Here is a 26,839-nt window from a genome sequence, read left to right on the forward strand (position 1 = left end):
GGCGATCAGCGGGCCACGGCTCGGGGCCTGTGCCGGCGTCGGCGTGGGGGTGCTGTCTTGGCTGCTGGAGGGCGTATTGTCGCTCATGGATCGCTTGTCCCGTGTCATCCCTGCGAGGGGCGAATTCAGTAGTTGAAGGTCTTCACCAGCACCAGATCACCGATGGTGCGCATGGGCACCACGAAGGTCTCGCGCTTCTCGTTGACGGTACTTTCGTTGAACACCAGGTTGATCTCGGCGGTGATCACGTCCTGCTCGTGGTTGCCTTCTTGGAAGTTGTACCCCTGGCTGGCGCTGTAGTTGCCCCAGTAGTTCACGTAGACCAGGTAGGTGCCGCGCAACGGCGCGGCCATGGTGAACATTTCCGGGCCGGGGCCGTCGACGCCGTCCGGGTCGAGGCCACCGCCGTTGCTCAGGCGCGGCCGCGCCCAGAAGGCATGCTGGCCGTCGGGCGTGACGATATGCAGGTCGAGCTCGGCCTTGGGGTCGTTCCAGCCCAGTGCCAGGCGGATGCGCGGAGCGACCCGGTTATGGTTGGCTTCATAGAACTGGATGCGCTTGAGGGATTTGCCCTCGGCGCTGGCCACTTCGACGCTGTTGCTGCCGGCGCCGAAGTTGTAGGGACGGACGAACTTGCCTTCGCCGTCGGTATAAAGAGGGAGCGGGTTGCCGTTGACCACAAGGCGCTGGGCGCGGTCGACGCCGGAGACTTCGCGCAGGTGGCCTTCGATCAGGCTGCGTCCCCGTGCACCGCCGCGGTCGATGGGCGGCGTGGGATAAGCCACGCGGGGCACGCTGGGGTCATCGGTCAGGCCGGAATAGCGCCAGCCGGCGGTGGGGCTGGAAATGTCCGCACCCGGCTCGGCAGCGGCCGTCGCAGCCAGGAGACTGGCTGAGAGATAAAAGACGGCACGAACCATCCGACGCGTGAGCTGCATGAACATTCCTTGATCGTGCATTGCGGGGGAGCCAAATGTAACCGGTCTTGTCGGCGCGCGGAACGGGCTTCGCGCCGCGTTGCGACGCAGCGCGAGCTTTCAGAAATTTCCTACAAGCGGAATAGCTGTTTGCGCAACGGTACTTGGAAGAATCTCGCCCTCCGCCAAGTCACATCCAGCCGCCCCATTGAAGGACGAAGATGCCGATGTTGGTGGTCAGCGCCGCCACCAGCGCGGTGATGACGATGATCGACGCTGCCAGCTCGTGGTTGCCGTTGGCAGCGCGCGCCATGACGTAGCTGGCCGCCGCCGTGGGGCTGGCGAAATAGAGGAAGAGCACGCCCAGCTCGGCGCCGCGGAAGCCCAGCGACCAGGCGACGAAGGTGCAGATCAGCGGCAGCCAGACCATCTTCATCAGGCTCGCGCTGATCGCCAGGCCGCCGCTTTCGCGCAGCGAGGCCAGCGACAGCGTGCCGCCAATGCACACCAGCGCCAGCGGCAGGGTCATCTGGGCGAAGTAGTCGGCCGAGGTCAGCAGCCACTTCGGCAGGCCGATGCCGAACCAGGAGAACGGCAGCGCCGCCAGCACGCTGATGATCAGCGGGTTGCAGATGACGTTGCGGGCGATGCTCAGCGGGTCGGACTTCATGCTCGGGCTGTAGATCGCCAGCACCACCGAGGACAGCGTGTTGTAGCAGAGGATCACCAGCGCGGCGAGGACCGACCCCAGCGCCAGGCCGTGGTCACCGTAGAGGCTGGTGGCCAGCGCCAGACCGATGATGCCGTTGTTGCCGCGGAACGAGCCCTGCACGTAGACGCCACGTTCCTCGCGCGGCACCCGCCACGCGGCCCAGCCCCAGGCCAGAAGAAAGCCCGCCAGGGTCGCCGCGCAGAAGTACAGCAGCACCTCCGGTCGCGCCGCGCTGTGCAGATCGGAGTGGTAGATGCCGAGGAACAGCATCGCCGGCATGGTGGCGTTGAACACCAGCGCCGAGGCGGTCTGGATGAACTCCGGGTTGATTGCACCCACGCGGCGCAGCAGCACTCCAAGGAAAAGCATGGCGAAGACCGGGGCGGTGATGCTCAAGGTCTGGAGCAGGAGTGCAAGCATGGGACGGGACGGTCTGGGCGGCGGGGGCGATAATCATAGCAAGCTATGTACCCGCCGCGCCGGGGCAATCAGGCTTCGACTTCCTCTTCACGCACCGGCGCCGGCAGCTCCAGCGGCCTGGGCGCTTCGCCGTCGGCCAGGCGGGTCAGTTTGCCGTCCACGGTGGCGCCGTTTTCCATGCTCAGCTGGCGGTACTGGATATTGCCGACCACCCGCGCGTTGGAGTGCAGCTCCAGCAGGTGCTCGACGTAGAGGTCGCCGATGATGGTGCCGTCGATCAGTGCGTCGTAGCTGCTGACGTTGCCCTCGATCCGTCCTTCCGCGCTGAGCGCCAGCAGGCTGGCCGCACCGGGCTTGTGGCAGACGTTGCCCTTCACCGTGCCGAGGATCTTCAGGCCGTCCTGGAACTGCATGTCGCCGACCAGGTCGACATTGCCGGAAAGCAGGCTGGAGAACTTGTCCACCGACACCTGCGGGCCCTTCTTCTTACTGTTGCTGAACATCGCAATTCCTCGCGCTTGCTACTTGCCGGGTTTCTGCTGGCGGAAGAAGGCCAGCTCGGTCTTGAGTTTCTTGATTTCGGCGGACATCGCGTCGATCCGCAGCATCAGCTGCTCGCGGTTGGCGCGCTCCTCGTCGGCCTGCAGGCGCTTTTCCTCCAGCTCCTGCGTCAGCCCGGCGTTCTGCGCCTCCAGTGCATCGATGCGCTCCCGCAACTGGCCATCGTCGCGAGCACGCAGTTGCCAGCCACCCAGCGCAAGGGCGGTGAGCACCAGCAGCACCAGCGCCGTCCAGCCCAGCCAGGCGAAGCCACGGGGAACATGGGGACGGTGCTCGGCGCGCAGCAGTTGGCGGGTGGAGGGCCGTTTAATCCGTGGCCAGGCCATCGCTGTCGATCTCCATGCCGCCCAGGGAAAGGAAGTTCTGAGGGTCGACGAATTCGCCGTGGTAGAGCACTTCGAAGTGCAGGTGCGGGCCGGTGGAACGCCCGGTGGAACCAACCTTGGCGATCTCCTGCCCCGGCAGCACGACGTCGCCGACTTTCACCAGCAGCTTGGAAGCGTGGGCGTAACGGGTCACCAGGCCATTGCCGTGATCGATTTCCACGCGATTGCCATAGGAAGCGTGTCGCCCGGAAACGATTACCCGGCCACCGGCGGCGGCATGGATCGGGCTGCCGCTGGGCGCGGAGAAATCCTGGCCGGAATGGAAGGCCAGGTGGCGGTTGAACGGATCGACGCGGTTGCCGAAAGGCGAACCCAGGCGCGCCTGCTCCATCGGACGGCGCGCGGGGATCGCCATGAAATCGGCGTTACGCCGGGCCACCTGGTCCATCAGCAGGTCGAAGACCCGGCGCAGGCACTTGGCCGATTGTTCGTTGCGCTCGAGGTCGTCGGCAGATGCGGGCAGCGGATCGACGCAAGCCCTGGGCGGCAGCAGGATGCCGCCCTCGTTGCGGCTGGAACCCGACTTGGCCTTGGGCGCGGGCACCAGCTCCGGATCGACCCTGGACAGCTTGCGGGCGATTTCCTCGTGGCTGTCGACCGCCTTGAGCAGGTAGTCCGCGTCCTTTTCCAGGACCTGCAGGCGGCCGGTGAGCTCACCGATGCGCTCGGCGGCGAAACGCTCGCCGGACTCATCCGCCGCGTCGTCGGACTGCGCCACTGGCACCACCACCGGCTCGACCTGGCCACGCCCGATCCACAGCCCACCAGCGAAAGCGGCCGCCGCGAGCGCCAGCGACACGCAAGCAGCGCCCAGCACGTACCGGCGCGTATCGACGAGGCGCAGGTCCGAGCGGGTCAGGGCTTGCCGGGACGGGGAAAGGGATTTCATGGCGGTACCGTTGGAATGCAATCGTCCCGGCGGTCGGACCGCCGGGGTGCACAGGGTACCTGTTCCTGAAAACTTCGCAGCGGCTAAACACTGAAAAATGTAAAAAAATAAGAAGAATTCATCCTGTCTGAGAAGACTTTCAGATGTTTCCCACTAACGCGATCACATTATCCCAGTGAATCAAACTGCCATTACGCCGGCAAAACCGACTCGATCTCCTGCAAACGATGCTCTTCCAGGCGCAATTGACGCGGGTGGTAGCGCTTCAGGCTGGCGCGGTGGCCAATGCTGACCAGGGTCACACCCGGCAACTGGTCGAGCAGCACCTGATAGAGCGCGGCCTCGTCGGTTTCATCCAGCGCCGAGGTGGCTTCGTCGAGGAACAGCCACTGCGGCGCATAGAGCAGCGCGCGGGCGATGGCCAGGCGTTGCTGCTCACCCGGAGAGAGCACGCGCTGCCAGTGATCGGCTTCATCCAGCCGCGGCACCAGCGAATCCAGGCGGCACAGATGCAGCACCTGCTTCAGCTGCTCGGGATCGTGGCGATCGCCCGCATCCGGGTAGCACAGCGCCTCCGCCAGGGTGCCGATGGGCAGGTAGGGTTTCTGCGGGACGAACAGGCTGCGCGCCTCGGGCATCTGCACCACGCCGCTGCCGTAGCGCCACAGGCCGCTCATGGCGCGCAACAGGGTGCTCTTGCCGCCGCCGGAGGGGCCGCCGATCAATACGTGCTCGCCGCTGCGCAGTTCCAGGCTGGTGGGCTGCAGCAGTTCGCGGCCGTTGCCCAGGCTCAGGGCGAGGTTGTGCAGTTGCAGGGAGTCGCCGGTCTTGCGCACGTCGATGTTGGCAGACTCGTGCGCAGTCTCGTCCATGGCGGAGCGGAAGCTCAGCAGACGGTCGCAGGTCGCGCGCCAGCTGGCGAGGCTGGCATAGGCGTCGATGAACCAGCTCAGGCCGTCCTGCACGTTGCCGAAGGCAGAGTTGATCTGCATGAGCTCGCCCAGCTGGATCTGCCCCGAAAAGTAGCGCGGCGCGGCGACGATGAACGGGAATACGGTGGCGATCTGCGCGTAGCCGGAGCTGAAGAAGGTCAGGCGCTTCTGCACCTTCATCAACTCCCAGAAGTTGCTCCAGACGTTACGGAAGCGCCCCATCAGGCGCTCGCTTTCGTTGGCCTCGCCGTTGTACAGGGCGATGCTCTCGGCGTTCTCGCGCACCCGCACCAGGCCGAAACGCAGGTCCGCCTCGAAGCGCTGCTGGCGGTTGTTCAGGCCGATCAGGCGACGCGCGATGAGGTGGGTCAGCCAGCTGCCGACCGCGGCGTAGAGCAGCGCCGCCCAGAACATATAGCCGGGAATGCTGACACCGAAGAGCTCGATGCTGCCGGAAACGCCCCAGAGAATGACCGAGAAGGACACCAGGCTGACGATATTGCGGATCAACCCAAGCCCCAGGGTGAGGGTGGTATCGGTGAAGCTGTTGAGGTCCTCGGAAAGCCGCTGGTCGGGGTTGTCGGTGTGCCCGCGCTGTTCCAGGCGGTAGTAGTTCTTGTCGCCCAGCCAGGCCGCGAAGTGCTTCTCCGTCAGCCAGCGGCGCCAGCGGATGGTGAGCATCTGCGTCAGGTAGAGCCGGTAGACCGCCGTGAGGATGAACACGGCAGCGATGCCGCTGAACATCAGCATGAGGTGGATGAAGCTCTTCAGGTCCTTGTTCTGCAGCGCGTTGTAGAAGTCGCGGTACCAGCTGTTGAGCCAGACGCTGAGGGCCACGCCCACCAGCGACAGGGCGATCACCACGATCAGCAGCAGCCAGGCCATGCCCTTCTCTTCGCTGCGCCAGTAGGGCGCGGTGAGTTGCCAGACTCGGTGGAAGAAGCGGCTGCGAACGGCGTCGTTCGGGGCCCGGTATTCGGCGCTGTCGGTCATGGATTCGGCTCGCACGGCTGGAAATAAAAAGGAGCGCTCATTGGCGCTCCTTTGTCTTATCGATCGCTTAACGCCTCACCGGGCGCTTCTGCAGCTTACGTTGCAAGGTGCGCCGGTGCATACCCAGCGCTCGGGCGGTCGCGGAGATGTTGCCGTCATGTTCGGCAAGCACGCGCTGGATATGTTCCCACTGCAGGCGGTCGACCGACATGGGGTTTTCCGGCACCAGGGTTTCCAGATCCGCATGCTGCGACAGCAGCGCGGTCAGCACGTCGTCGGCGTCGGCCGGCTTGCACAGGTAGTTGGTGGCGCCGCGCTTGATGGCCTCCACCGCGGTGGCGATGCTGGAATAGCCGGTGAGGATCACCACGCGCATCTCGGCATCGAGCTCGAGCAGCTTGGGCAGCAATACCAGACCGGAGTCGCCATCCATCTTCAGGTCGAGCACGGCGTAGTCGGGCAGGTCTTCCTTGGCCATGGCCAGGCCTTCCTCGGCGGAGCCGGCGACCGACACCCGCAACCCGCGACGGGTCATGGCGCGGGCCATGACGCGGGTAAAGGTGGCATCGTCGTCCACCAGCAGCAGGTGGGGCTGCTCTTCGCCTTCGAACAGGATCTCTTCGCTCATGGTACTTCCTCGCGGGCGCAGCCCTCAGGCAACGCCATAGCTTCTGGGCAGACGCAACTCGGTCAGAGTGCCGCCATCTTCATGGTTATACAACTTCACCGTTCCACCCGCGCGGGTCACGCTGGCCTGGCTGAGGAACAGCCCCAGGCCGAAACCCTTGCCCTTGGTGGTAAAGAACGGCTTGCCGAGCTGTTCGGCAATGGCCAGCGGCACGCCCGGCCCCTGGTCGCGGATGCTCAGGCAGATTTCACCGGCATCCCAGTCCAGGCGGATGTCCAGATCGTCCGGACAGGCGTCCGTCGCGTTATTCAGAAGATTCAGCAGCGCCTGGCTGAGGTCGGTCGGCGGGGTCATCCGCGGCGCCTTGCCCTTGCCCAGCGTCTGGTAGCGATAGCTTGCCTCGGGGCGCATCAGGTGCCAGCGACGCAGCACCGCCTCGACCCATTCGTTGGCGCCCTGCTCTTCCACCGCCTGGCGACGATCCGCCTCGGCGGCGCGCACCAGGTGCTGCAGGGTGGTCTTGCAGAGCTTGACCTGCTCCTGCAGCAGGGCGAGATCTTCCTGCAACAGCGGCTGGTCCGCATTGGTCTGGCGCAATTCCTTGAGCAATACGCTCATGGTCGCCAGCGGCGTGCCCAGCTCATGGGCGGCGCCGGCAGCCTGGGTGGCAACGGCCAGCAATTGCTGATCGCGCATGCCTTCCTCGCGACGCTGGGCCTGCAATTGTTCCTGCCGGCGCAGCGCTTCGGACATGCGTGCAACGAAGAAGGTGATCAGCGCGGCGGCCAGCGCGAAGCTCAGCCACATGCCATAGATCAGCAGGTTGTCGCGCTGCCCGGCAGCCATCTCCAGCGGGTGGAACCACACCAGCAGCACGGTGTAGCTGGCCAGCGCGAGGCCGGCCAGGGCGATGGTGTAGAGCCAAGGCAAAGTCGCCGCGGCGATGGTCAGCGGCACCAGGTAATAGGAGACGAAGGGGTTGCTCGAGCCGCCCGAGTAATAGAGCAGCACGCTGTGGATGACCAGGTCGCAGGCGAGCTGGACGGCGTACTCCAGTTCGGTGACCGGCCACGGACCGCGCAGGCGCAGCGCGGTACCCAGGCACAGCACGAGGGAAACGCCGATAGTGACGCCGAGCGCGAGCCAGGGCAGCTGGATCAGCTGGGCCTTGTAGGCGAGCCCGACGGAACCGGCCTGGGCGGCCAGGACGAGAATACGGATGAGCGTCAGATGCAGAAGGTTCTGACGACTGGCGGACAGCTGGAAAACCGGTGGGCGCATGGTGAATTCCGGAATTTGCGCGAGTATAGCCAAGAGCCCCCTCCCCTTTATGCGGCATAGCGCCACAGGATACTCCAGCGCAGCCCGTGACTGCCTTCTCAGTCCGAAACAATTGGTGACATCCGTCGTCAACCCGAACCTGAACCTCTCCTCGTCAAAGGGTCTGACAGTCCTCGCCGCTGCCTCTACTAAGCTGTGGCCCGGACATTTTCTGGAGCAAGGAGTCATCCATGTCTGTACTGAAGAAACCCTTCACCGCCATCGCCGCCGCCATCGCCCTGTGCGCCACCAGCCTGGGGGCCCTGGCCGACGAACCTCGCTACAACCAGGTTTCGCTGCGCGCCGAGGTCAGCCAGGAAGTCGCCCACGACCTGATGCACGTCACCCTGTTCAGCGAAGGCCAGGCCACTGATCCGGCGAAACTGGCGGCCGAGACCACCACGACGCTGAACGCGGCGCTGGAGCAAGCGCGCAAGGTCAAAGGCGTGACCGTCAGCCTGGGCAGCCGCAACAGCTACCCGGTATATGACGACAAGGGCCAGAAGATCACCGCCTGGCGCGAGCGCGCGGAAATCCGCCTGGAAAGCACCGACTTCGCCGCCCTCTCACAACTGACCGCCGACCTGCTGGGCAAGCTGAAGATGGGCAGCATGGACTTCAGCATCGCCGACGCCACCCGCGCGAAGAACGAGGACGCGATGATGAAAGGCGCCGTGGATGCCTTCAAGGCGCGCGCCCAGGTGCTCACCGACGCGCTCGGCGGCAAGGGCTACAAGCTGGTCAGCCTGAACCTGAACACCTCCGGCGCGCCGCGCCCGATGCCGGTGATGCGCATGGCTGCCGCCAAGTTCTCGTCGATGGACTCGGCGCCGGCGCAGGAAATCGAAGCCGGCACCAGCCAGGTCACCGTCAGCGCCGACGGCACGATCGAGGTGCAGATGCCGTAACAGCGGCGACCTCTTCCAGCGCGGCGCATCCTTCGAACCGGTGCGCCGCCGCTCGACCGCACGGTTCCCATTGTCGAAATTGCGACATTCCCTTGCACCCGCGTCACAACTTCTACACTCACCCCGTTCAGTCGCTTGCGCCCGGCATGTGCCGTGCATAGTTTCACGCAACGCAGCTCACGAGGCTGCCCCTCGATGACAACCAGAATAAACAGAGGTCCGTATGCGTAAGAACGCCGTCATCCGCTCCATGATTGCCGCCGGGCTGATCGCCAGCGCCCCGCTCGCCCACGCCGCCAACAACCTGGTCTACTGCTCCGAAGGCAGTCCCGCGGGCTTCGATCCCGGCCAGTACACCACCGGCACCGACTTCGACGCCTCGGCCGAGACGGTCTTCAACCGCCTCACCCAGTTCGAGCGCGGCGGCACCCAGGTCATCCCGGGCCTGGCGGAAAAGTGGGACGTATCCGATGACGGCAAGACCTACACCTTCCACCTGCGTTCGGGCGTGAAGTTCCACACCACCGAGTACTTCAAGCCGAGCCGCGAATTCAACGCCGACGACGTGCTGTTCACCTTCAACCGCATGCTCGACAAGAACCACCCGTTCCGTAAGGCGTACCAGACCGAATTCCCCTACTTCACCGACATGGGCATGGACGCGAACATCGCCAAGGTGGAGAAGGTCGACGACCACACCGTCAAGTTCACCCTCAACGAAGTCGACGCCGCGTTCATCCAGAACCTGGCCATGAGCTTCGCCTCGATCCAGTCCGCCGAGTACGCCGACCAGCTGCTCAAGCAGGGCAAGGCCAGCGACATCAACCAGAAGCCCGTCGGCACCGGCCCGTTCGTCTTCAGCCGCTACCAGAAGGACGCGATGATCCGCTTCAAGGCCAACCAGGACTACTGGAACAAGGGCGAGGTGAAGATCGACAACCTGATCTTCGCCATCAACACCGACGCCTCGGTGCGCATGCAGAAGCTCAAGGCCAACGAGTGCCAGATCACCCTCTTCCCGCGCCCGGCCGACCTGGAAGCGCTGAAGAAGGACGCGAACCTGAGCATGCCGTCGCAGCCGGGCTTCAACCTGGGCTACATCGCCTACAACGTCCTGCACAAGCCGTTCGACAAGCTCGAAGTGCGTGAAGCGCTGGACATGGCGGTGAACAAGAAGGCGATCATCGACGCCGTCTACCAGGGCGCCGGCCAACTGGCCGTGAACGGCATGCCGCCGACCCAGTGGTCCTACGACGACAGCATCAAGGACGCCGGCTACAACCCGGAAAAGGCCAAGGAACTGCTGAAGAAGGCCGGCGTGGCCGAAGGCACCGAGATCACCCTGTGGGCCATGCCGGTGCAGCGCCCGTACAACCCCAACGCCAAGCTGATGGCCGAAATGCTGCAATCCGACTGGGCCAAGGTCGGCATCAAGGCGAAGATCGTCACCTACGAGTGGGGCGAGTACATCAAGCGCGCCAAGGGCGGCGAGCACGACGCCATGCTGATCGGCTGGAGCGGCGACAACGGTGACCCGGACAACTGGCTGGGCACCCTCTACGGCTGCGACGCCGTGGACGGCAACAACTTCTCCAAATGGTGCGACCCGGCCTACGACAAGCTGATCAAGGATGCCAAGCGCACCCCGGACCAGGCCAAGCGCACCGAGCTGTACAAGCAGGCCCAGCACATCCTCAAGGAGCAGGTGCCGATCACCCCGATCGCCCACTCCACTGTGTACCAGCCGATGCGCAAGACAGTGCAGGACTTCAAGATCAGCCCGTTCGCGCTGAACTCGTTCTACGGCGTCAGCGTCGGCAAGTAAGGCCAGCGGCCGCCGGGTTTCCCGGCGGCCGTTTCATTCGGCAACCGCCGTGCGCAACGCGCTCATCCGCCTCGCCCTCGCCAGCCTGCTCGGCTGCGCGCCGGCATTCGGCCAATCCCTGGTGGTCTGCACCGAGGCCAGCCCGGAAGGGTTCGACATCACCCAGTACACCGCCGCCACCACTGCCGATGCCTCCGCCGAGACGGTTTTCGAGCGCCTGGTGCAGTTCGCCCCCGGCAGCACCCGCGTAGTGCCCGCGCTGGCCCAGAGCTGGGAAATCAGCGACGACGGCCTGCAATACACCTTCGCCCTGCGCCAGGGCGTGAAATTCCACAGCACCGACTACTTCACCCCGACCCGCGACTTCGACGCCGACGACGTGCTCTGGAGCTTCCAGCGCCAGCTCGACCCGAAGCATCCGTGGAACAAGCTGGCCCCGCGCGGCTTCCCCTACGCCGAGGCGATGGGCCTGCCCGGCCTGATCAGCGCGGTGGAAAAGCTCGACGCTCACCACGTGCGTTTCACCCTCAGGCACCCCGAGGCGCCCTTCCTGGCCGACCTGGCGATGGGCTTCGCCTCCATCTATTCCGCCGAGTACGGCGACCTGCTGCTGGCCGCCGAGAAGGCTGAGCAGTTGAACAACCTGCCCATTGGCACCGGTCCCTTCGTCTTCCAGCGCTACCAGAAGGACGCCCAGGTGCGCTTCAACGCCAACCCGGCTTACTGGGACGGCAAGCCGAAGATCGATCATCTGCTGCTGGCGATCACCCCCGACCCGAACGTGCGCATCCAGAAGGTCAAGGCAGGCGACTGCCAGATCGCCGTCTACCCCAAGCCCACCGACATTCCCGCGCTGCGCCAGGACCCGAAGCTGAAGGTCGAGGAACTGGACTCGCTGCTGGTGGCCTACGTCGGCATCAATACCCGGCACAAGCCGCTGGATGACGTGCGCGTGCGCCAGGCGATCAACCTCGCGTTCGACCGCAACGCCTACCTGCGCGCGCAGTTCGGCGAAGGCGCCGCCAGCCTGGCGGTGGCGCCTTATCCGCCGACGCTGTGGGGTAGCGACCCGCAACTCAAGGCCTGGCCCCACGACCCGGCGCGGGCGAAACAGCTGCTGGAAGAGGCGGGCATCAAGCCCGGCCTCAAGCTGTCGATCTGGACTCGCCCTGGCGGCGGCCCGACCAACCCCAACCCCGGCATCGGCGCGCAGATGCTGCAGAACGACCTGGGGCAGATCGGCATCCAGGCGGATATCCGGGTGTACGAATGGGGCGAATTGATCAAACGCGCCAAGCAGGGTGAGCACGACCTGATCTTCATGGGCTGGGTCGGCGACCACGGCGATCCGGACAACTTCCTGACGCCGAACCTTTCCTGCGCCGCCGCGAAGAGCGGTGAGAACCAGGCGGGCTGGTGCAACGCGGAGTTCGACGAACTGCTACGCAAGGCCCGCGCCATCACCGACCAGGAAACCCGCGCCGGGCTCTATCGCCAGGCGCTGGCGATCTATCAGCGCGAGGCGCCCTGGATCGCCCTGGCATACCCGAAGCAGTTCGCCGTGGTCCGACCGGGCGTGAGCGGTTTCACGCTGAGCCCGCTGGGGTCGAACAACTTTTCGCGGGTTGAGCTCAAGCAATGACTGCATGAACGGGCAGCGGCGCTCCGGTTTTCGTAGGAGCAACTGTCTTCCTCTGAATGTCTGTCTCTGGGATTTCCCTCTCCCTAACCCTCTCCCTGAAGGGAGAGGGGACCGTGCGGAGCAGGCCTGAAACCAATGCGTCAGCCGGCACGTGCGGCTCCCTCTCCCTTCAGGGAGAGGGCGGGGGAAGAGGGCATGCCTCAGCGCGATATTCAGGTAGGAGCGGACCTTGTCCGCGAATCCCGCGCGGCGGAATTCACATTGGCAGGGAGGCTGTTCGCAGTGCGCTGCCTGGGCCTGGGGCACTCCACCGACAGACCGGCGTGGCGTTGGGATTTCGCGGACAAGGTCCGCTCCTACGCACAGAATTGCTCCGCAGCGAAATGGTTCGCGTGATCAGGCCTCCAGGCCGAACGGATCGTCCACGGAGTGACTCGGCCGGGTGAACCAGCGCGGGCCATCCGCGGTCAGGTAGAAGTGGTCCTCCAGGCGGATACCGAACTCCCCCGGCACGCAGATCATCGGCTCGTTGCTGAAGCACATTCCGATGTCCAGCGGCGTGCGGTCGCCGCGCACCAGGTATGGCGCTTCGTGGATATCCAGACCGATACCGTGGCCAGTGCGGTGCGGCAAACCCGGCAGCGCGTAATCCGGCCCGAGGCCGCCGGCCTCCAGACAAAGGCGGGCCGCGGCGTCCACCCGCTCGCAGGGTTCGCCCAGCACAGCGGCGTCGAACGCAGCCTGCTGCGCCGCCTTCTCCAGGTTCCACAGCTCGCGTTGACGCGCGCTGGGCGTGCCGAACACGTAGCTTCGGGTGATATCGGAGTTGTAGCCGAACAGCTGGCAACCGGTGTCGATCAGCACCATGTCGCCGCCCTGCAGCGGACGCGGTTGGCGCACGCCGTGGGGGAAGGCGCTGTCCTCGCCGAACAGCACGATGCAGAAGGTCGAGCCCCCTGCGCCGACCTGCCGGTGCGCCGCCTCGATGAAGCGCGTCACCTCGGTGGTGCTGATGCCCTCGCGCAGGATGCTCGCGGCAGCCTTGTGCACTTCCAGGGTCATGTCCTTCGCTCGCTGCATCAGCGCCAGCTCCGCCGGCGACTTGCAGCGGCGGCACTGCTCGATCAGCGAGCCTGCATCCACCAGTTGCAGAGAGCTCGTCGCCTGACGCAGGCGTTCGTACATGCCGAACGGCAGGCTGTGGGAAAGGCCGACGCGCGGGCCTTCGCGCACCTCGATCTCCGCCAGCATGCCCGCCAGCAGGATGAACGGGCTTTCGTGCTCGGCCCACACGCTGATGCTGCCGGGCAGAACCTGCAGATCGCGCACCGTGCCTTCCTCGAAAGCCGGGGCGATATAGCGCACTTCGCCGCGGGCCGGCACCAGCGCGCCCACCAACCGCTCGCTGGGGCTCCACTTCAAGCCGGTGAAATAGACCAGCGAGCTGCCGGCATCGACGAACACCGCCGAGATGTCCCGCGCCTGCATCAGTCGCTGCAACTGTGCTATCCGAGCCCTGTATTCCTCGAGCGCAATGGGGCGTGCGCCGGCCGTCATGACCTGCAATTTCGCCAGCGCCTGCTCAGGGCTCACGCCCCCAACTCCCAATATCATGCAACTCTCCCGAGGAATGAAACGACACGAAATTTAAGCAGCACTGAAATTTCCGGTCAAAGGCTTTTCGGTATTCGGTTGGTTCGACAGCGATTTTCCACCCGCTGATGGCTCGATGCTTTCAGCGGGCGAGGACACTGGTATGCTGCCGGCGTCCCACAAGAGCCTGAGCAATGTCCGCAGATCGTATCGGAGAACGCCTGCGCCGCTATCGGCGTGCAGCGAAAAAGACCCTGAACCAGGTGGCGGCCGAATCCGGCCTGACCGCCAGCTTCCTGTCCCAGGCCGAGCGCAATCTCACCGGTGTCTCGCTGTCCTCCCTGGCCAGCATCGCCAAGGCACTGGACGTGCCGCTCAACGCACTCTTCGATTCTCCCCAGCAGATTCCGCCGGACTCGCACCAGGGCGAGCGCGTGCGCTACACCATCGAAGGCCAGCCGCTGAGCTACGAGCGACTGTCCAGCAGCTTCCCCGGCAACCAGTTGAACGCGGTGAAGGTCACGGTGCCGGTGGGCTACGAGTCCGAACTGATCACCCACGACGGCTCGGAATTCGCCTATGTGCTCAGTGGGCGCATCGCCTACGACATCGACGGCCATACCTACCCGCTGGGCCCCGGCGACTCGGTGCATTTCGACTCCGGCAAACGCCACTGCCTGCGCAATCTTGGCGACAGCGTGGCGGAGATGCTCACCGTCACCACCCTCCCCCTGTTCGGCGAACATCCCGCCACCTGAATCACAGACCGGGAAAATTTTCAGTCTCACTGAATTTTCAGTTGAACTTAATTTCAGCCTGACTTAACTTCGGCGCGGCGTGGCCGGGCACAGCCCGGCCGTGAATGGATAGGCCTTATCCGGACCAGTCCGCCCAGGCCGGCTGCAGACCCCATCGGTTCGCCGGCCCCTCAGAAAAACAAGAATGAGGTCAGGCAATGCGCAAGATGCGACGTAATCCCCTGCACGCACTCGCCTTCGGCGGGCTGCTGCTCGCCGGCTCCGCGGCCCAGGCCGCCTCCACCCTGGTGTACTGCTCCGAAGGCAGCCCGGCGGGTTTCGACCCCGGCCAATACACCACCGGCACCGATTACGACGCCACCTCGGAAACCCTGTTCAACCGCCTCGTGCAGTTCCAGCGCGGCGGCACCGAAGCCCAGCCGGCCCTGGCGCAAAGCTGGGAAACCTCCGCCGACGGCAAGACCTGGACCTTTCATCTGCGTCCAGGCGTGAAGTTCCACATCACCGAGTACTTCAAGCCGACCCGCGAATTCAACGCCGACGACGTGCTGTTCACCTTCAATCGCATGCTCGACAAGGACCAGCCGTTCCGCAAGGCATACCCCACCGAGTTTCCCTACTTCACCGACATGGGCCTGGACCGCAACATCGCCAGGGTCGGCAAGCTCGACGAGTACACCGTGACCTTCACCCTCAACGAGGTCGACGCGGCCTTCGTGCAGAACCTCGCGATGAATTTCGCGGTGATCCAGTCCGCCGAATACGCCGACCAGTTGCTCAAGCAGGGCAAGCCCGGCGAGATCAACCAGAAGCCCATCGGCACCGGTCCATTCGTGTTCAGCCGCTACCAGAAGGACGCGCTGATCCGCTTCAAGGGCAACAAGGACTACTGGAAGCCCGAGGACGTGAAGCTCGACAACCTGGTCTTCGCCATCAACACCGACGCCTCGGTGCGCATGCAGAAGCTCAAGGCCGGCGAATGCCAGATCACCCTGAACCCGCGTCCGGCGGACCTCGAGGCGCTGAAGCAGGACCCGAACCTGAACATGCCGTCGCAGCCGGGCTTCAACCTCGGCTACCTGGCCTACAACGTCACCCACGCCCCGCTGGACAAGACCGACGTGCGCCGCGCGCTGGACATGGCGCTGAACAAGCAGGCGATCATCGACGCGATCTACCAGGGCGCCGGCCAGCTGGCAGTGAACGCGATGCCGCCGACCCAGTGGTCCTATGACGAATCGATCAAGGGTCAGGCCTACGATCCGGAGCAGGCCAGGGCGCTGCTGAAGAAAGCCGGTGTCGCCGAAGGCACCGAGATCACCCTGTGGGCGATGCCCGTGCAGCGCCCCTACAACCCCAACGCCAAGCTGATGGCCGAGATGATCCAGGCCGACTGGGCCAAGGTCGGCATCAAGGCGAAGATCGTCACCTACGAGTGGGGCGAGTACATCAAGCGCGCCCACGCCGGCGAGCACGACGCCATGCTGTTCGGCTGGACCGGCGACAACGGTGATCCGGACAACTGGCTGGGCACCCTCTACGGCTGCGATTCGGTGAGCGGCAACAACGTCTCCAAGTGGTGCGACGCCGACTACGACAAGCTGGTGCGCCAGGCCAAGGCCACCACCGACCATGACCAGCGCGTGGCCCTCTACCAGAAGGCCCAGCAGTTGCTGGCGCAGCAGTTGCCGATCAGCCCCATCGCCCATTCCACCGTCTACCAGCCCATGCGCAAATCGGTGCAGGGCTTCCTGATCAGCCCCTTCGGGCGCAACTCCTTCTACGGCGTGGCCAACCAGCCCTGATCGCCGACTCGTTACCGGCGGCCACAACCGCCTGAACGCCAGCCCGGCAAAGACCGGGCAGCATTCCCCGCCTTCCCCTCCGCCTGCCGGCTCCCCCATCTTTCCGATGGGTGGAGGGGACGCATTCGTTGCTAGGAAAACCGACAACAACAAGGAGCAACTCATGCAGCATCCCGTACTCACCCGCTCTCTGCTGGCATTGGCCATCTGTAGCGCGCCCCTGGGCCAGGCCTTCGCCGACGAGGAGGCCCTGCCGCCCGACGAAACCCGCCGCGACAGCGAAGTGGTGGTCAAGGGCCAGGCGGGCGCGAAGGGCTTCGTCGAAGGCCAGAGCCTGACCTTCAGCACGCGCAACTTCGCCGCCCGCGAGCAGATGAAGGACAGCTTCCACTTCAACATCAAGAAGGACGGCTACACCGAGCCGACCCACAGTCGCTACACCTGGACCCAGGGCAGCCAGCTCAAGTACAGCTCCGGGTATACGCAAGGTACTGTCGGCGTCGGCCTGGATGTCGCCGCCTTCAACGAAATAGCCCTGGAACGCGGCCATGGCCGGATCGCCGGTGGCGGCAACCGTACCCTCGCCGACAGCGACGGCGATGCCGTACCGCAATGGTCCAAGCTCGGCTTGGCCAGCCTGAAGCTGCGGGCGTCCAACAGCGAACTGCGTGCCGGCCGCCAGCAGACCGAGACACCGGTCTTCAACATCAACGACAACCGCGCGCTGCCCTCCTCCTTCGACGGCGTCAGCCTGCTCAGCGAAGAACTGGAAGGCCTGCAGGTGCAGGGCGGCACCTTCACCCGCGCCAGCCCGCGGACCGGCTCCGGCCGCGAGCACCTGACCACCGAATACGGCACCCGGGACGTGCGCGGCGACCGTTTCAACTACCTGGGCGGCAGCTACGCGGTGAGCGACAAGCTGAAGCTATCGGCCTACGGCGGCCAGTTCGAGGACGTCTGGAACCAGTATTACTTCGGCGCTTCCCATGACCTGGGCGACCCGGCCAGCCTCGCGCTGAATACCAGCCTGAACTACTACCACACCGGCGACAGCGGCTCGCGCAAGGCCGGCTACATCGACAACGACGCCTACAGCCTGGCCTTCACCCTGACCCACGGCGCCCATGCCGTGCTGCTGGGCTGGCAGCAGATCCGCGGCGACGAGTACTTCGACTACGTGCACGAGACCGCCGCCATCTACCTGGCCAACTCATTGCTCTCGGACTACAACGGCCCCAATGAAAAGTCCCTGCAACTGCGCTACAGCACCGACTGGGCGGCCTTCGGCGTCCCCGGCCTGACGACCATGGCCTGGTACGCCAAGGGCTGGGGCATCGACGGAACCGACTATGACGGCGACCGCAACGGCGCCTACGGCAACTATGCGGAAGTTCGCGCCATGGACGGGGAAAAACACCACGAGCTCGGCCTTTCCACGGGTTACACGCTGCAGGATGGACCGCTCAAGCGCAGCAGCTTCCGCCTGACCTACATGAAACACCTGGCCAGCCAGAACCAGATCGACGGCAGCGTCAACGAGATCCGCCTGGTCAGCAACTTCCCCTTCAACCTGCTGTAAGGAGCACCGGCATGCCCATCAAGCGTTTGCTACCTCTTCTACTGGCACTGGGCAGCGGCACCGCCCTGGCGCAGAACCTGGTGGTCTGCACCGAAGCGAGCCCGGAAGGGTTCGATGTGGTCCAGTACACCGGAGCCGTGACCAACGACGCCACCTCGGAAACCGTCTTCAATCGCCTGGTGGGTTTCCGCCCCGGTACCACCGAGCTGCAGCCCTCGTTGGCGAAGAGCTGGGAGGTCAGCCCGGACGGGCTGACCTACACCTTCCACCTGCGCCCCGGCGTGAAGTTCCACAGCACCGACTACTTCAAGCCTACCCGCGACTTCAACGCCGATGACGTGCTCTGGACCTTCCAGCGACCGCTCGATCCCAAGCACCCCTGGCACGAATCGGCCAACCGCGGCTACGCCTATTTCGACGCAATGGGCATGCGCGAGCTGATCAAGTCGGTGGACAAGATCGACGACCTCACCGTGCGGTTCACCCTCACTCACCCCGAAGCGCCCTTCCTGGCCGACATGGCCATGGGCTTCGCCTCGATCTACTCCGCCGAATACGGCGACCAGTTGCTGGCCGCCGGCAAGCAGGGCCAGATCAACAACCTGCCCATCGGCACCGGCCCCTTCGTCTTCAGCCGCTACGCCAAGGACTCCCAGGTGCGCTACCGCGCCAACCCGGACTACTTCGGCGGCAAGCCGGCCATCGACAACCTGGTCTTCGCCATCACCCTCGACCCCAACGTGCGCATGCAGAAGGTCCGTCGCAACGAGTGCCAGATTGCCCTGTATCCCAAGCCGTCGGATGTTCCCGGCCTGCAGCAGGACAGGAACCTCGCGGTGGACAGTATCGACGCGCTGATGACCACCTACGTGGCCATCAATACCCGGCACAAGCCGCTGGACGACGTGCGCGTGCGCCAGGCGATCAACCTCGCCGTCGACAAGAAGGCCCTGCTCGACTCGGTGTTCGGCGCCAACGCCGCCAGCCCGGCGATCAACCCCTACCCCTCGACGCTGCTGGGCTACAACAAGGAGCTACAGGACTGGCCGCACGACCCCGAGCGCGCCAGGGCGCTGCTCAAGGATGCCGGGGCGGAGAAGCTCAAGCTGACGATCTTCATCCGCAACGGCAGCTCGCCGACCATCCCCAACCCCGCTCTGGCGGCACAGATGATGCAGGCGGACCTGGCCAAGGTCGGTATCGACCTGCAGATCCGCTCCCTGGAATGGGGCGAGCTGCTCAAGCGCTCCAAGGCCGGCGAGCACGACCTGTCGCTGCTGGGCTGGGCCGGCGACAACGGCGACCCGGACAACTTCGTCAGCCCGAACCTGAGCTGCGATGCTGCCAAGGGCGGCGAAAACCAGGCTTTCTGGTGTGACAAGGACTTCGAAGCGCTGATCCAGGAAGCCCGCCAGACGAACGAGCCTGCAAAACGGGCGGAACTTTACAAAAAGGCGACATCCATATTCCACGAGCAATCACCGTGGATTCCCCTGGCGCATCCTAAGCTGTTCAATGTGCGCCGCAGCAATGTCTCGGGTTACACCATCAACCCGATGACCAATAACAACTTCGCCGACGTTCGAATCCAGTAACCGGCGAAGCAATAAGAAACCGGCGCCCATCGTCACCCCCGATGGGTAGCCGCCCGGTGAGGAGCCCCCAACCATCATGCTCAGTTTCATCGCACGCCGATTCGGTCTGCTGATCCCGACCTTCTTCGGCGTCACCCTGCTCACCTTCGCGCTGATCCGCCTGATTCCAGGCGACCCCGTGGAAGTGATGATGGGTGAACGCCGCGTCGATCCGCAGATGCATGCCGAGGCCATGCACCGCCTGGGGCTCGACAAGCCCCTCTACCAGCAGTACCTCGACTACATCGGCAATCTCGCCCAGGGCAACCTCGGCGAGTCGCTGACCACCCGCGACAGCGTCTGGCACGAATTCCTCACCCTGTTCCCCGCGACCCTCGAACTGTCCCTGGCGGCCCTGCTGTTCGCCGGCGTCTTCGGCCTGCTCGCCGGGGTGATCGCCGCGCTCAAGCGCGGCTCGCTGTTCGACCACGGGGTGATGACCATATCCCTCGCCGGCTACTCGATGCCGATCTTCTGGTGGGGCCTGATCCTCATCATGCTGTTCTCCGTTTCCCTGGGCTGGACGCCGGTTTCCGGGCGCCTGGACCTGCTCTACGACATCGAGCCGAAGACCGGCTTCATGCTCATCGACACGCTACTCTCCGATGAGCAAGGCGCGTTCATGGACGCGGTGCGCCACCTGATCCTGCCGGCCATCGTGCTGGGCACCATCCCGCTGGCGGTGATCGCCCGGATGACCCGCTCCTCGATGCTCGAAGTGCTGCGCGAGGACTACGTACGCACCGCTCGCGCCAAGGGCCTGTCGCCGGCCCGCGTGGTGTTCGTGCACGCCCTGCGCAACGCCATGATTCCAGTGCTCACCGTGTTCGGCCTGCAGGTCGGCACGCTGCTGGCCGGCGCGGTCCTGACCGAGACCATCTTCTCCTGGCCCGGCATCGGCAAATGGCTGATCGACGCCATCGGCCGCCGCGACTACCCGGTGGTGCAGAACGGCATCCTGCTGGTCGCGACCCTGGTGATCCTGGTGAACTTCGTCGTGGACATCCTCTACGGCCTCGCCAACCCACGCATCCGCCACCAACGCTGACAGGAGCCGACGCCATGAATGCCAACGCCAAAGCTCCCGCCAGCGACCCGAGCCTGGTCTACCCGTCCCCGCTGAAAGAATTCTGGCATGCCTTCTCGCGCAACAAGGGCGCGGTCGGCGGCCTGCTGTTCATGCTGGTCATCGTGTTCTGCGCGCTGTTCGCGCCCTGGGTCGCACCGCATGACCCGAGCGAGCAGTTCCGCGACTTCCTGCTCACCCCGCCGCTGTGGCTCGAAGGCGGCAACGCGCAGTTCCTGCTGGGCACCGACGAGCTGGGCCGCGACCTGCTCTCGCGCCTGATGCACGGCGCGCGCCTGTCGCTGATGATCGGCCTGACCTCGGTGCTGATCTCGATGATCCCCGGCATCTTCCTCGGCCTGCTCGCCGGCTTCTCGCCGACCCGCCTGGGCCCGGTGATCATGCGCCTGATGGACATCATGCTGGCCCTGCCCTCGCTGCTGCTGGCGGTGGCCATCGTCGCCATCCTCGGCCCGGGCCTGATCAACACCGTGATCGCCATCGCCATCGTCTCACTGCCGGCCTACGTGCGCCTGACCCGCGCCGCGGTGATGGGAGAGCTGAACCGCGACTACGTCACCGCCTCGCGGCTGGCCGGCGCCGGCACCCTGCGCCTGATGTTCGTCACCGTGCTGCCCAACTGCATGGCCCCGCTGATCGTGCAGGCCACCCTGAGCTTCTCCTCGGCCATCCTCGACGCCGCCGCACTGGGCTTCCTCGGCCTGGGCGTGCAACCGCCGACTCCGGAGTGGGGCACCATGCTGGCCTCCGCGCGCGACTACATCGAGCGCGCCTGGTGGGTCGTCTCGCTGCCCGGCCTGACCATCCTGCTCAGCGTTCTGGCAATCAACCTGATGGGCGACGGCCTGCGCGATGCGCTGGACCCGAAGCTGAAGAACGCAGCTTGAGGAGCATCCCGATGAATACCCTGATGCTCTTCGTAGGAGCGAGCTTGCTCGCGAACCTGCAATCCCCCGCACTCCCCGTCCGCGAGCAAGGACCAAGGCGTCCCCCTCGTTCCTACAAGAAGATGGAGACCGCCGTATGAGCCTCCTCGACCTGCGCAATCTCTCGGTCCGCTTCGGCGACCGCAACGCCGTCCCGGTGGTGGACGGCCTCGACCTCTCGGTGGACAAGGGCGAAGTCCTGGCCATCGTCGGCGAATCCGGCTCCGGCAAGTCGGTGACCATGATGGCCCTGATGGGCCTGATCGACGCACCCGGGATCATCACCGCCGACACCATGCAGTTCGACGGCACAGACATGCTGCGCCTGAAGGGCCGCGAGCGGCGGCGCATCGTCGGCAAGGACATCGCCATGGTGTTCCAGGACCCGATGACCGCCCTCAACCCCAGCTTCACCGTCGGCTACCAGATCGAGGAAGTCCTCAAGCTGCACCTCGGCCTGCACGGCAAGGCGTTGCGCCAGCGCGCCCTGGAACTGCTCGAACGGGTGGAAATCCCCGGCGCCGCGCAGCGCCTGGACGCCTACCCGCACCAGCTGTCCGGCGGCATGAGCCAGCGCGTCGCCATTGCCATGGCAATCGCCGGCGAGCCCAAGCTGCTGATCGCCGACGAACCCACCACCGCGCTGGACGTGACCATCCAGGCACAGATCATGGAGCTGCTGCTGGACCTGCAGCGCGACCAGGGCATGGCGCTGATCCTGATCACCCACGACCTCGCCGTGGTCGCCGAGACCGCCCAGCGCGTCTGCGTGATGTACGCAGGCCAGGCCGTGGAGATCGGCCAGGTGCCGGCACTGTTCGACCTGCCGACGCACCCGTACACCGAGGCGCTGCTCAAGGCGATTCCCGAGCACAGCGCCGGCGAAGAGCGCCTGGCCACCCTGCCCGGCATCGTCCCCGGCAAGTACGACCGCCCGCAGGGCTGCCTGCTGTCGCCGCGCTGCCCCTACGTGCAGGACAACTGCCGCGCCGTGCGCCCAGCCCTGGAACCCCATGAGCGCGGCGCCGTGCGCTGCTTCTACCCGCTCAACCTGAACACCGAGGTGGCCCGATGAGCGCCGTCCTGACCGCCCGCGACCTGACCCGTCACTACGAAATCTCCCAGGGCCTGTTCAAGCCGCACGCCCTGGTCCGCGCGCTCAACGGCGTGTCCTTCGACCTGCAGGCCGGCAAGACCCTCGCCGTGGTCGGCGAATCCGGCTGCGGCAAGTCCACCCTGGCCCGCGCGCTGACACTGATCGAGGAACCCACCTCCGGCTCCCTGCAGATCGCCGGCCATGAGGTGAAAGGCGCCGACCACGACACCCGCAAGCAATTGCGCCGCGACGTGCAGATGGTCTTCCAGAACCCCTACGCCTCGCTCAACCCGCGGCAGAAGATCGGCGACCAGTTGGCCGAGCCCCTGTTGATCAACACCGGCCTGTCGCGCATCGAACGCCGCGAGCGGGTGCAGGCGATGATGAAGCAGGTCGGCCTGCGCCCCGAGCACTACCAGCGCTACCCGCACATGTTCTCCGGCGGCCAGCGCCAGCGCATCGCCCTGGCCCGCGCCATGATGCTGCGGCCCAAGGTGCTGGTGGCGGACGAACCGACCTCGGCGCTGGACGTGTCGATCCAGGCGCAGGTGCTCAACCTTTTCATGGACCTGCAGCAGGAGTTCGGCACCGCCTACGTGTTCATCTCCCACAACCTCGCCGTGGTCCGCCACGTGGCCGACGACGTGCTGGTGATGTACCTCGGCCGCCCGGCGGAAATGGGCCCGGCGGACAAACTCTACGAGCGCCCGCTGCATCCCTACACCCAGGCGCTGCTGTCGGCGACCCCGGCCATCCACCCCGACCCGAGCAAACCCAAGATCAAGATCCAGGGCGAGCTCCCCAACCCGCTCAACCCGCCCAGCGGCTGCGCCTTCCACAAGCGCTGCCCCTACGCGACCGAGCGCTGCAGGAACGAGGTGCCGGAACTGCGCCTGCTCGATGAGCGCCAGGTGGCCTGCCACCACGCGGAGCAGTTCCTGAACTGATGCGAAATGGGCCGGTCATAGGCCGGCCCCCCTTTCGAATACAGCTGCGTCCTACAACGCAGTCGGAACAGGCTTATCGCCTGATCCCGTCGTTCCCGACAGGGTGGCGTCCCGCCACTGCCCGTACCGCCGTGGCCGTTATCCACAGGGCCACGATCCTCCATGCTGCCGTTCTATCTCCTGCTCATCCTCGTCACCGCCATCGTCGCCAACGTCCAGCTGCACAAATGGAAGCGTCAGCAACGGATGGACGTGCGCGCGGCCGTGAAATCGCGGAAGAAGCCGGCGCCGAAGAAGAAGACACCAGCGGAGCAAGTCGATCTCGACGAGATCGACTGGGATGGACTCGACCAGGAAGAACTGGACTTCAGCGCGCCGCCGCCAGCGCCGAAGCCAGCCGAAGCGACGCGCATCAAGGCCCCGGCCTCACCGCCACCGGTCCTGCCAAAAGGCGAGCCCGAGGACGAATTCCTCGCCCTGGAGCGCGCCCTGCCACCGGGACAGCTAACAGCCGCCCAGCGCGACGAAGCCATGGCGCAACTGCTCAGGACCAGCCTGCACCTCCCCACGCCGGCACCCGGCGAGAAGCATGTGGTGCTGGACATGGACGACGGCAGCTACGTGCCGGTCGCCACGCACCCGACTGCGGCGGCCATCGCACTCGGCCATCTCGCCGATAGCCTGCAACAGCGCAAGGGCGCACAGCTGCTGCGCGAGTTGCGCGGCAAGGAGCTGGGCCTGCTGGTCGTTGCGCGCAATCCACAGAAGCCCTCGGTGGCTCGGCTGTGGAAGATCCAGCCGGAAGACCTCTGAGGGAAACACCCTGTAGGAGCGAGCTTGCTCGCGAATCTCCTGGCAGCGGAGCAGGGCCGTTCGCGAGCAAGCTCGCTCCTACGAAAAGCCCCCAGTTCAAAGATCACGGATCAGCGCCAGGCGCACGCCGAACCCCAGCAGAATCCCGCCGAAACCCCACTGCTGCACACGCTGCATCGCCCTGTGCCGCGCCAGCCAGCGGCCCATGCGCTCGCCGCTGATGGCGTAGAAGCTGTCGAAACCCAGCCCGACCATCACCAGCACGCCGCCCAGCAGCGCGAACTGCAGCGCCAGCGGGCCGTTCTGCGGATGGATGAATTGCGGCAGCAGCACCGAGCAGAACAGCAGTGCCTTGGGGTTGAGCAGATTGGTCATCAAACCCCGGCGAAATGCGCGCCGATAACTGACTGTGGATAACCCTGCCGCGCCGGCCCCCGCCGGCAAGCCCAGCGGCGCGCGCAGCAGTTGCAGACCGATCCAGGCCAGGTAGAGACCGCCGCCGATGCGCACGACATCGAAGGTCCACGGTGCCGTGCGGAAAAGCAGCGCCAGCCCGGTCGCCGCCAGCGCAACGTGGCAGCCACGTGCCAGGCCGAGCCCCAGCGCAGTCGCCAGAGCGGCGCGGCAACCGTCACGGGCACCGGTGTGCAGCAGGAGAAGCATGTCCGGCCCCGGCAGCAGATAGACCATCGCCAGGGCCAGCAGGAAGACGCCGATATCCACAAGAGCCACTCCGAAGAAGTCGTTGTGGATAGGGATTCTATGCCTGAACGCCGAGGCAGGTGCTTGCGTAATCAGTCAGCCTGACTCTGATAATTGGCATATCCTGCCAACCAAAGACCAATCGAGTAGCCACTCATGCCAAGTCCTAAACTGGATACCTACGACCACCGCATCCTCGCCGCCCTGCAGCGCGACGGCCGCCTGACCAACGTGCAGCTCGCCGAGAAAATCGGCCTCTCGCCCTCGCCCTGCCTGCGCCGGGTGCGCCTGCTGGAAGAGGCAGGGATGATCCGTGGCTACCACGCCGAACTGGGCCGCGACGAAGTCGGCCTGGGACTGACGGTTTTCGTCGGCGTGAAAGTGGAGCGCCACAGCGACACCAGCGCCGCCGCCTTCCGCCAGGCAGTGATCGACCTGCCGGAGGTCATCTCGGTGCACCTGGTCAGCGGCGAGTCGGACTTCCTCCTGCAAGTGGTGCTGCCCGACCTGCGCGCCTACGAGCAGTTCCTCACCGGCACCCTGCTCAAGCTGCCGGGCGTCAGCGACATCCGCAGCAACTTCGCCATCCAGACGGTGAAGGAGTCCGCGCCCCTGCCGCTGCGGCACCTGCCTAGGTAGCAAAAAACCGCAGGAATGCGCGCAGGTCCGCCTGCGCCTGTTCCACGCTTGCAGGGATGAATTGCACTTGGCTGTGCGCCGGGCATTGCGCCAGGCGACCGATATCCAGCGGGTGCAGTACGCCCAGCAGCGGGTAGCCGCCCATGGTCTGCCGGTCGGCCAGCAGGATGATCGGCTGGCCGTCCGGTGGCACCTGGATGGCACCCTCCACTATCCCCAACGACCATTGCCGGCGAGGCGCGCTCAGTGCTTCGCCGCGCAGTCGCACGCCCATGCGGTCGGATTGCGGACTGACCTGCCAAGGCTGTTCGAAGAAGCCCTGGCGCTGCTCCTTGCTGAAAGCATCCGGACCGGGCAGCACGCGCAACGGCGGTGGCTCGCGATAATCAGGGCGATACGGCCAGGGCACGCGTGCCCCGCGGGCGAAACGTTCGCCCAAGGCTGCGCACTCCAGGAGGTCACCGGCCGCCAGCGGCTGGCCATTGCCGGCCAGTCCGCCCAGCTTTTCCCGCGTCTGAGTCGAGACGCTGCCCAGTATCGGAGCCGCCTGGAAGCCTCCGGCGGCGGCGAGGTAGGCACGCTGCCCGGCGCGGGCGAAGCCCAGCTTCAGGCGTTGCCCGACTCCTACGCGAAAGCGCGACCAACCCGGCAGGGGCTCACCGTCCAGGGTTGCCGGCAGCTCGGCGCCGGTCAGCGCAAGCCAGGTATCCGCCAGCACTTCCAGCTCCAGGCCGCCCAGCGCGATCTCCAGCAACGGCATGCCCTGCGTGTTGCCAAGCAGGCGGTTGGCCCAGGCGGCGGCGTGTTTATCCACAGGGCCGCCGGGTGATACGCCCTGGCGCTGCCAACCTTGCCGGCCGCCATCCTGCAGCAGGCACAGCGGACCGCAGGCGATCACCTCGAGGCTCATGGTTCGCCTCCGGCCGCGCGATAAGTCTCCTCATCGATGGGCACGAAACGCACGAGATCGCCCACCGCCAACGGGCAGGGCGGCTCGCGCTGCGGATCGAACAGGCGATGCGTGGTGCGCCCGAGCAGATGCCAACCACCGGGCGAAGCCTGTGGATAAACCGCCGTCTGCCGCTCGGCGATGGCCAGGCTGCCGGCGGGCACGAGCGTGCGCGGCG

The 26,839-nt window shown here is 65.6% G+C and carries 25 protein-coding genes; 13 read left to right on the forward strand and 12 right to left on the reverse strand.

Features of this window, described 5'->3' with window-relative positions; translation table 11 throughout:
• Nucleotides 1-125: 125 nt before the first annotated feature.
• The 8 genes from ACCC94_RS13440 to ACCC94_RS13475 form a co-directional block, all read right to left on the reverse strand.
• Nucleotides 126-920 (reverse strand): YfaP family protein, encoded by a 795-nt coding sequence (locus ACCC94_RS13440; protein WP_413349974.1) that lies wholly within the window; start codon nt 918-920, stop codon nt 126-128.
• A gap of 187 nt (nt 921-1,107) precedes the next feature.
• Nucleotides 1,108-2,049: an AEC family transporter gene (locus ACCC94_RS13445; RefSeq protein ID WP_413349941.1), complete on the reverse strand. Its 942-nt coding sequence runs from the start codon at nt 2,047-2,049 to the stop codon at nt 1,108-1,110.
• Nucleotides 2,050-2,117: 68 nt separating this feature from the next.
• The gene (locus ACCC94_RS13450; protein ID WP_413349942.1) at nt 2,118-2,552 is read right to left on the reverse strand and encodes a bactofilin family protein; all 435 of its coding nucleotides are present in this window, start codon (nt 2,550-2,552) and stop codon (nt 2,118-2,120) included.
• A gap of 18 nt (nt 2,553-2,570) precedes the next feature.
• A complete protein-coding gene (locus tag ACCC94_RS13455; RefSeq protein ID WP_413349944.1) occupies nt 2,571-2,936 on the reverse strand; it encodes a hypothetical protein in 366 nt (121 codons plus the stop codon).
• Nucleotides 2,917-3,885, reverse strand: coding sequence for a M23 family metallopeptidase (locus ACCC94_RS13460; protein WP_413349945.1), 969 nt, complete (start codon nt 3,883-3,885; stop codon nt 2,917-2,919). Before ACCC94_RS13460 ends, ACCC94_RS13455 begins: the two co-directional genes overlap by 20 nt.
• A 191-nt stretch (nt 3,886-4,076) precedes the next feature.
• Nucleotides 4,077-5,810 carry an ABC transporter ATP-binding protein/permease gene (locus ACCC94_RS13465; RefSeq protein WP_413349946.1) on the reverse strand — a complete coding sequence of 578 codons (1,734 nt, stop codon included), beginning with the start codon at nt 5,808-5,810 and terminating at the stop codon, nt 4,077-4,079.
• Between the two features lie 67 nt (nt 5,811-5,877).
• Nucleotides 5,878-6,438, reverse strand: a complete 561-nt coding sequence (locus tag ACCC94_RS13470) for a response regulator transcription factor (protein ID WP_017518181.1) — start codon at nt 6,436-6,438, stop codon at nt 5,878-5,880.
• A gap of 24 nt (nt 6,439-6,462) precedes the next feature.
• Nucleotides 6,463-7,719: an ATP-binding protein gene (locus tag ACCC94_RS13475; RefSeq protein ID WP_413349948.1), complete on the reverse strand. Its 1,257-nt coding sequence runs from the start codon at nt 7,717-7,719 to the stop codon at nt 6,463-6,465.
• A 230-nt stretch (nt 7,720-7,949) separates the two neighbouring features.
• Between ACCC94_RS13475 and ACCC94_RS13480 the strand changes: the two genes are divergently transcribed.
• The 3 genes from ACCC94_RS13480 to ACCC94_RS13490 all read left to right on the forward strand — a co-directional run bounded on the left by ACCC94_RS13480 (nt 7,950) and on the right by ACCC94_RS13490 (nt 12,133).
• Nucleotides 7,950-8,666 carry an SIMPL domain-containing protein gene (locus tag ACCC94_RS13480; protein WP_413349950.1) on the forward strand — a complete coding sequence of 239 codons (717 nt, stop codon included), beginning with the start codon at nt 7,950-7,952 and terminating at the stop codon, nt 8,664-8,666.
• Between the two features lie 223 nt (nt 8,667-8,889).
• Nucleotides 8,890-10,491, forward strand: a complete 1,602-nt coding sequence (locus ACCC94_RS13485) for an ABC transporter substrate-binding protein (RefSeq protein ID WP_413349952.1) — start codon at nt 8,890-8,892, stop codon at nt 10,489-10,491.
• Between the two features lie 49 nt (nt 10,492-10,540).
• Nucleotides 10,541-12,133 carry an ABC transporter substrate-binding protein gene (locus ACCC94_RS13490; RefSeq protein WP_413349954.1) on the forward strand — a complete coding sequence of 531 codons (1,593 nt, stop codon included), beginning with the start codon at nt 10,541-10,543 and terminating at the stop codon, nt 12,131-12,133.
• A 396-nt stretch (nt 12,134-12,529) separates the two neighbouring features.
• On the opposite strand, the gene ACCC94_RS13495 is transcribed toward ACCC94_RS13490, so the two are convergent.
• Nucleotides 12,530-13,747, reverse strand: a complete 1,218-nt coding sequence (locus tag ACCC94_RS13495) for a M24 family metallopeptidase (protein WP_413349955.1) — start codon at nt 13,745-13,747, stop codon at nt 12,530-12,532.
• 173 nt (nt 13,748-13,920) lie between these two features.
• Between ACCC94_RS13495 and ACCC94_RS13500 the strand changes: the two genes are divergently transcribed.
• From ACCC94_RS13500 to ACCC94_RS13540, 9 genes are all read left to right on the forward strand, one after another.
• Nucleotides 13,921-14,484, forward strand: a complete 564-nt coding sequence (locus ACCC94_RS13500) for a helix-turn-helix domain-containing protein (protein ID WP_413349956.1) — start codon at nt 13,921-13,923, stop codon at nt 14,482-14,484.
• Between the two features lie 197 nt (nt 14,485-14,681).
• A complete protein-coding gene (locus ACCC94_RS13505; RefSeq protein WP_413349957.1) occupies nt 14,682-16,289 on the forward strand; it encodes an ABC transporter substrate-binding protein in 1,608 nt (535 codons plus the stop codon).
• Between the two features lie 163 nt (nt 16,290-16,452).
• Complete coding sequence (locus tag ACCC94_RS13510; RefSeq protein WP_413349958.1) at nt 16,453-17,868, forward strand: OprD family porin; 1,416 nt, start codon at nt 16,453-16,455, stop codon at nt 17,866-17,868.
• A gap of 11 nt (nt 17,869-17,879) precedes the next feature.
• Nucleotides 17,880-19,463: an ABC transporter substrate-binding protein gene (locus ACCC94_RS13515; protein WP_413349960.1), complete on the forward strand. Its 1,584-nt coding sequence runs from the start codon at nt 17,880-17,882 to the stop codon at nt 19,461-19,463.
• A gap of 76 nt (nt 19,464-19,539) precedes the next feature.
• Nucleotides 19,540-20,550 (forward strand): ABC transporter permease subunit, encoded by a 1,011-nt coding sequence (locus ACCC94_RS13520; protein ID WP_413349962.1) that lies wholly within the window; start codon nt 19,540-19,542, stop codon nt 20,548-20,550.
• Nucleotides 20,551-20,564: 14 nt separating this feature from the next.
• On the forward strand, nt 20,565-21,476 hold the full coding sequence (locus ACCC94_RS13525; protein ID WP_301533125.1) for an ABC transporter permease subunit: 912 nt from the start codon (nt 20,565-20,567) through the stop codon (nt 21,474-21,476).
• 136 nt (nt 21,477-21,612) lie between these two features.
• A complete protein-coding gene (locus tag ACCC94_RS13530; RefSeq protein WP_413349964.1) occupies nt 21,613-22,590 on the forward strand; it encodes an ABC transporter ATP-binding protein in 978 nt (325 codons plus the stop codon).
• Nucleotides 22,587-23,558: a peptide ABC transporter ATP-binding protein gene (locus ACCC94_RS13535; protein WP_413349966.1), complete on the forward strand. Its 972-nt coding sequence runs from the start codon at nt 22,587-22,589 to the stop codon at nt 23,556-23,558. The genes ACCC94_RS13530 and ACCC94_RS13535 overlap by 4 nt, the downstream gene beginning before the upstream one ends.
• Before the next feature lie 162 nt (nt 23,559-23,720).
• Complete coding sequence (locus ACCC94_RS13540; protein ID WP_413349968.1) at nt 23,721-24,371, forward strand: hypothetical protein; 651 nt, start codon at nt 23,721-23,723, stop codon at nt 24,369-24,371.
• A 96-nt stretch (nt 24,372-24,467) separates the two neighbouring features.
• Here ACCC94_RS13540 and ACCC94_RS13545 read toward each other — a convergent pair whose 3' ends face one another.
• Nucleotides 24,468-25,094, reverse strand: a complete 627-nt coding sequence (locus tag ACCC94_RS13545; protein WP_413349969.1) for a LysE family translocator — start codon at nt 25,092-25,094, stop codon at nt 24,468-24,470.
• Between the two features lie 135 nt (nt 25,095-25,229).
• On the opposite strand from ACCC94_RS13545, the gene ACCC94_RS13550 reads away from it, so the two are divergent.
• Nucleotides 25,230-25,712: an Lrp/AsnC family transcriptional regulator gene (locus tag ACCC94_RS13550; RefSeq protein ID WP_413349971.1), complete on the forward strand. Its 483-nt coding sequence runs from the start codon at nt 25,230-25,232 to the stop codon at nt 25,710-25,712.
• Here ACCC94_RS13550 and ACCC94_RS13555 read toward each other — a convergent pair.
• Complete coding sequence (locus ACCC94_RS13555; RefSeq protein ID WP_413349972.1) at nt 25,705-26,622, reverse strand: biotin-dependent carboxyltransferase family protein; 918 nt, start codon at nt 26,620-26,622, stop codon at nt 25,705-25,707. The genes ACCC94_RS13550 and ACCC94_RS13555 overlap by 8 nt on opposite strands.
• A partial coding sequence (locus tag ACCC94_RS13560; protein ID WP_413349973.1) for a carboxyltransferase domain-containing protein occupies nt 26,619-26,839 on the reverse strand: 221 nt, incomplete at its 5' end. The genes ACCC94_RS13555 and ACCC94_RS13560, both read right to left, overlap by 4 nt.

The organism is Pseudomonas sp. Pseusp97, from assembly GCF_047304025.1.
Taxonomy (GTDB): domain Bacteria; phylum Pseudomonadota; class Gammaproteobacteria; order Pseudomonadales; family Pseudomonadaceae; genus Pseudomonas.

Excerpts from the sequence above, each read along its gene's own strand:
- ACCC94_RS13440 (WP_413349974.1), bottom strand. The coding sequence starts at position 920 with ATGGTTCGTGCCGTCTTTTATCTCTCAGCCAGTCTCCTGGCTGCGACG.
- ACCC94_RS13445 (WP_413349941.1), bottom strand. The coding sequence starts at position 2,049 with ATGCTTGCACTCCTGCTCCAGACCTTGAGCATCACCGCCCCGGTCTTC.
- ACCC94_RS13450 (WP_413349942.1), bottom strand. The coding sequence starts at position 2,552 with ATGTTCAGCAACAGTAAGAAGAAGGGCCCGCAGGTGTCGGTGGACAAG.
- ACCC94_RS13455 (WP_413349944.1), bottom strand. The coding sequence starts at position 2,936 with ATGGCCTGGCCACGGATTAAACGGCCCTCCACCCGCCAACTGCTGCGC.
- ACCC94_RS13460 (WP_413349945.1), bottom strand. The coding sequence starts at position 3,885 with ATGAAATCCCTTTCCCCGTCCCGGCAAGCCCTGACCCGCTCGGACCTG.
- ACCC94_RS13465 (WP_413349946.1), bottom strand. The coding sequence starts at position 5,810 with ATGACCGACAGCGCCGAATACCGGGCCCCGAACGACGCCGTTCGCAGC.
- ACCC94_RS13470 (WP_017518181.1), bottom strand. The coding sequence starts at position 6,438 with ATGAGCGAAGAGATCCTGTTCGAAGGCGAAGAGCAGCCCCACCTGCTG.
- ACCC94_RS13475 (WP_413349948.1), bottom strand. The coding sequence starts at position 7,719 with ATGCGCCCACCGGTTTTCCAGCTGTCCGCCAGTCGTCAGAACCTTCTG.
- ACCC94_RS13480 (WP_413349950.1), top strand. The coding sequence starts at position 7,950 with ATGTCTGTACTGAAGAAACCCTTCACCGCCATCGCCGCCGCCATCGCC.
- ACCC94_RS13485 (WP_413349952.1), top strand. The coding sequence starts at position 8,890 with ATGCGTAAGAACGCCGTCATCCGCTCCATGATTGCCGCCGGGCTGATC.
- ACCC94_RS13495 (WP_413349955.1), bottom strand. The coding sequence starts at position 13,747 with ATGATATTGGGAGTTGGGGGCGTGAGCCCTGAGCAGGCGCTGGCGAAA.
- ACCC94_RS13500 (WP_413349956.1), top strand. The coding sequence starts at position 13,921 with ATGTCCGCAGATCGTATCGGAGAACGCCTGCGCCGCTATCGGCGTGCA.
- ACCC94_RS13505 (WP_413349957.1), top strand. The coding sequence starts at position 14,682 with ATGCGCAAGATGCGACGTAATCCCCTGCACGCACTCGCCTTCGGCGGG.
- ACCC94_RS13510 (WP_413349958.1), top strand. The coding sequence starts at position 16,453 with ATGCAGCATCCCGTACTCACCCGCTCTCTGCTGGCATTGGCCATCTGT.
- ACCC94_RS13515 (WP_413349960.1), top strand. The coding sequence starts at position 17,880 with ATGCCCATCAAGCGTTTGCTACCTCTTCTACTGGCACTGGGCAGCGGC.
- ACCC94_RS13520 (WP_413349962.1), top strand. The coding sequence starts at position 19,540 with ATGCTCAGTTTCATCGCACGCCGATTCGGTCTGCTGATCCCGACCTTC.
- ACCC94_RS13525 (WP_301533125.1), top strand. The coding sequence starts at position 20,565 with ATGAATGCCAACGCCAAAGCTCCCGCCAGCGACCCGAGCCTGGTCTAC.
- ACCC94_RS13530 (WP_413349964.1), top strand. The coding sequence starts at position 21,613 with ATGAGCCTCCTCGACCTGCGCAATCTCTCGGTCCGCTTCGGCGACCGC.
- ACCC94_RS13535 (WP_413349966.1), top strand. The coding sequence starts at position 22,587 with ATGAGCGCCGTCCTGACCGCCCGCGACCTGACCCGTCACTACGAAATC.
- ACCC94_RS13540 (WP_413349968.1), top strand. The coding sequence starts at position 23,721 with ATGCTGCCGTTCTATCTCCTGCTCATCCTCGTCACCGCCATCGTCGCC.
- ACCC94_RS13550 (WP_413349971.1), top strand. The coding sequence starts at position 25,230 with ATGCCAAGTCCTAAACTGGATACCTACGACCACCGCATCCTCGCCGCC.
- ACCC94_RS13555 (WP_413349972.1), bottom strand. The coding sequence starts at position 26,622 with ATGAGCCTCGAGGTGATCGCCTGCGGTCCGCTGTGCCTGCTGCAGGAT.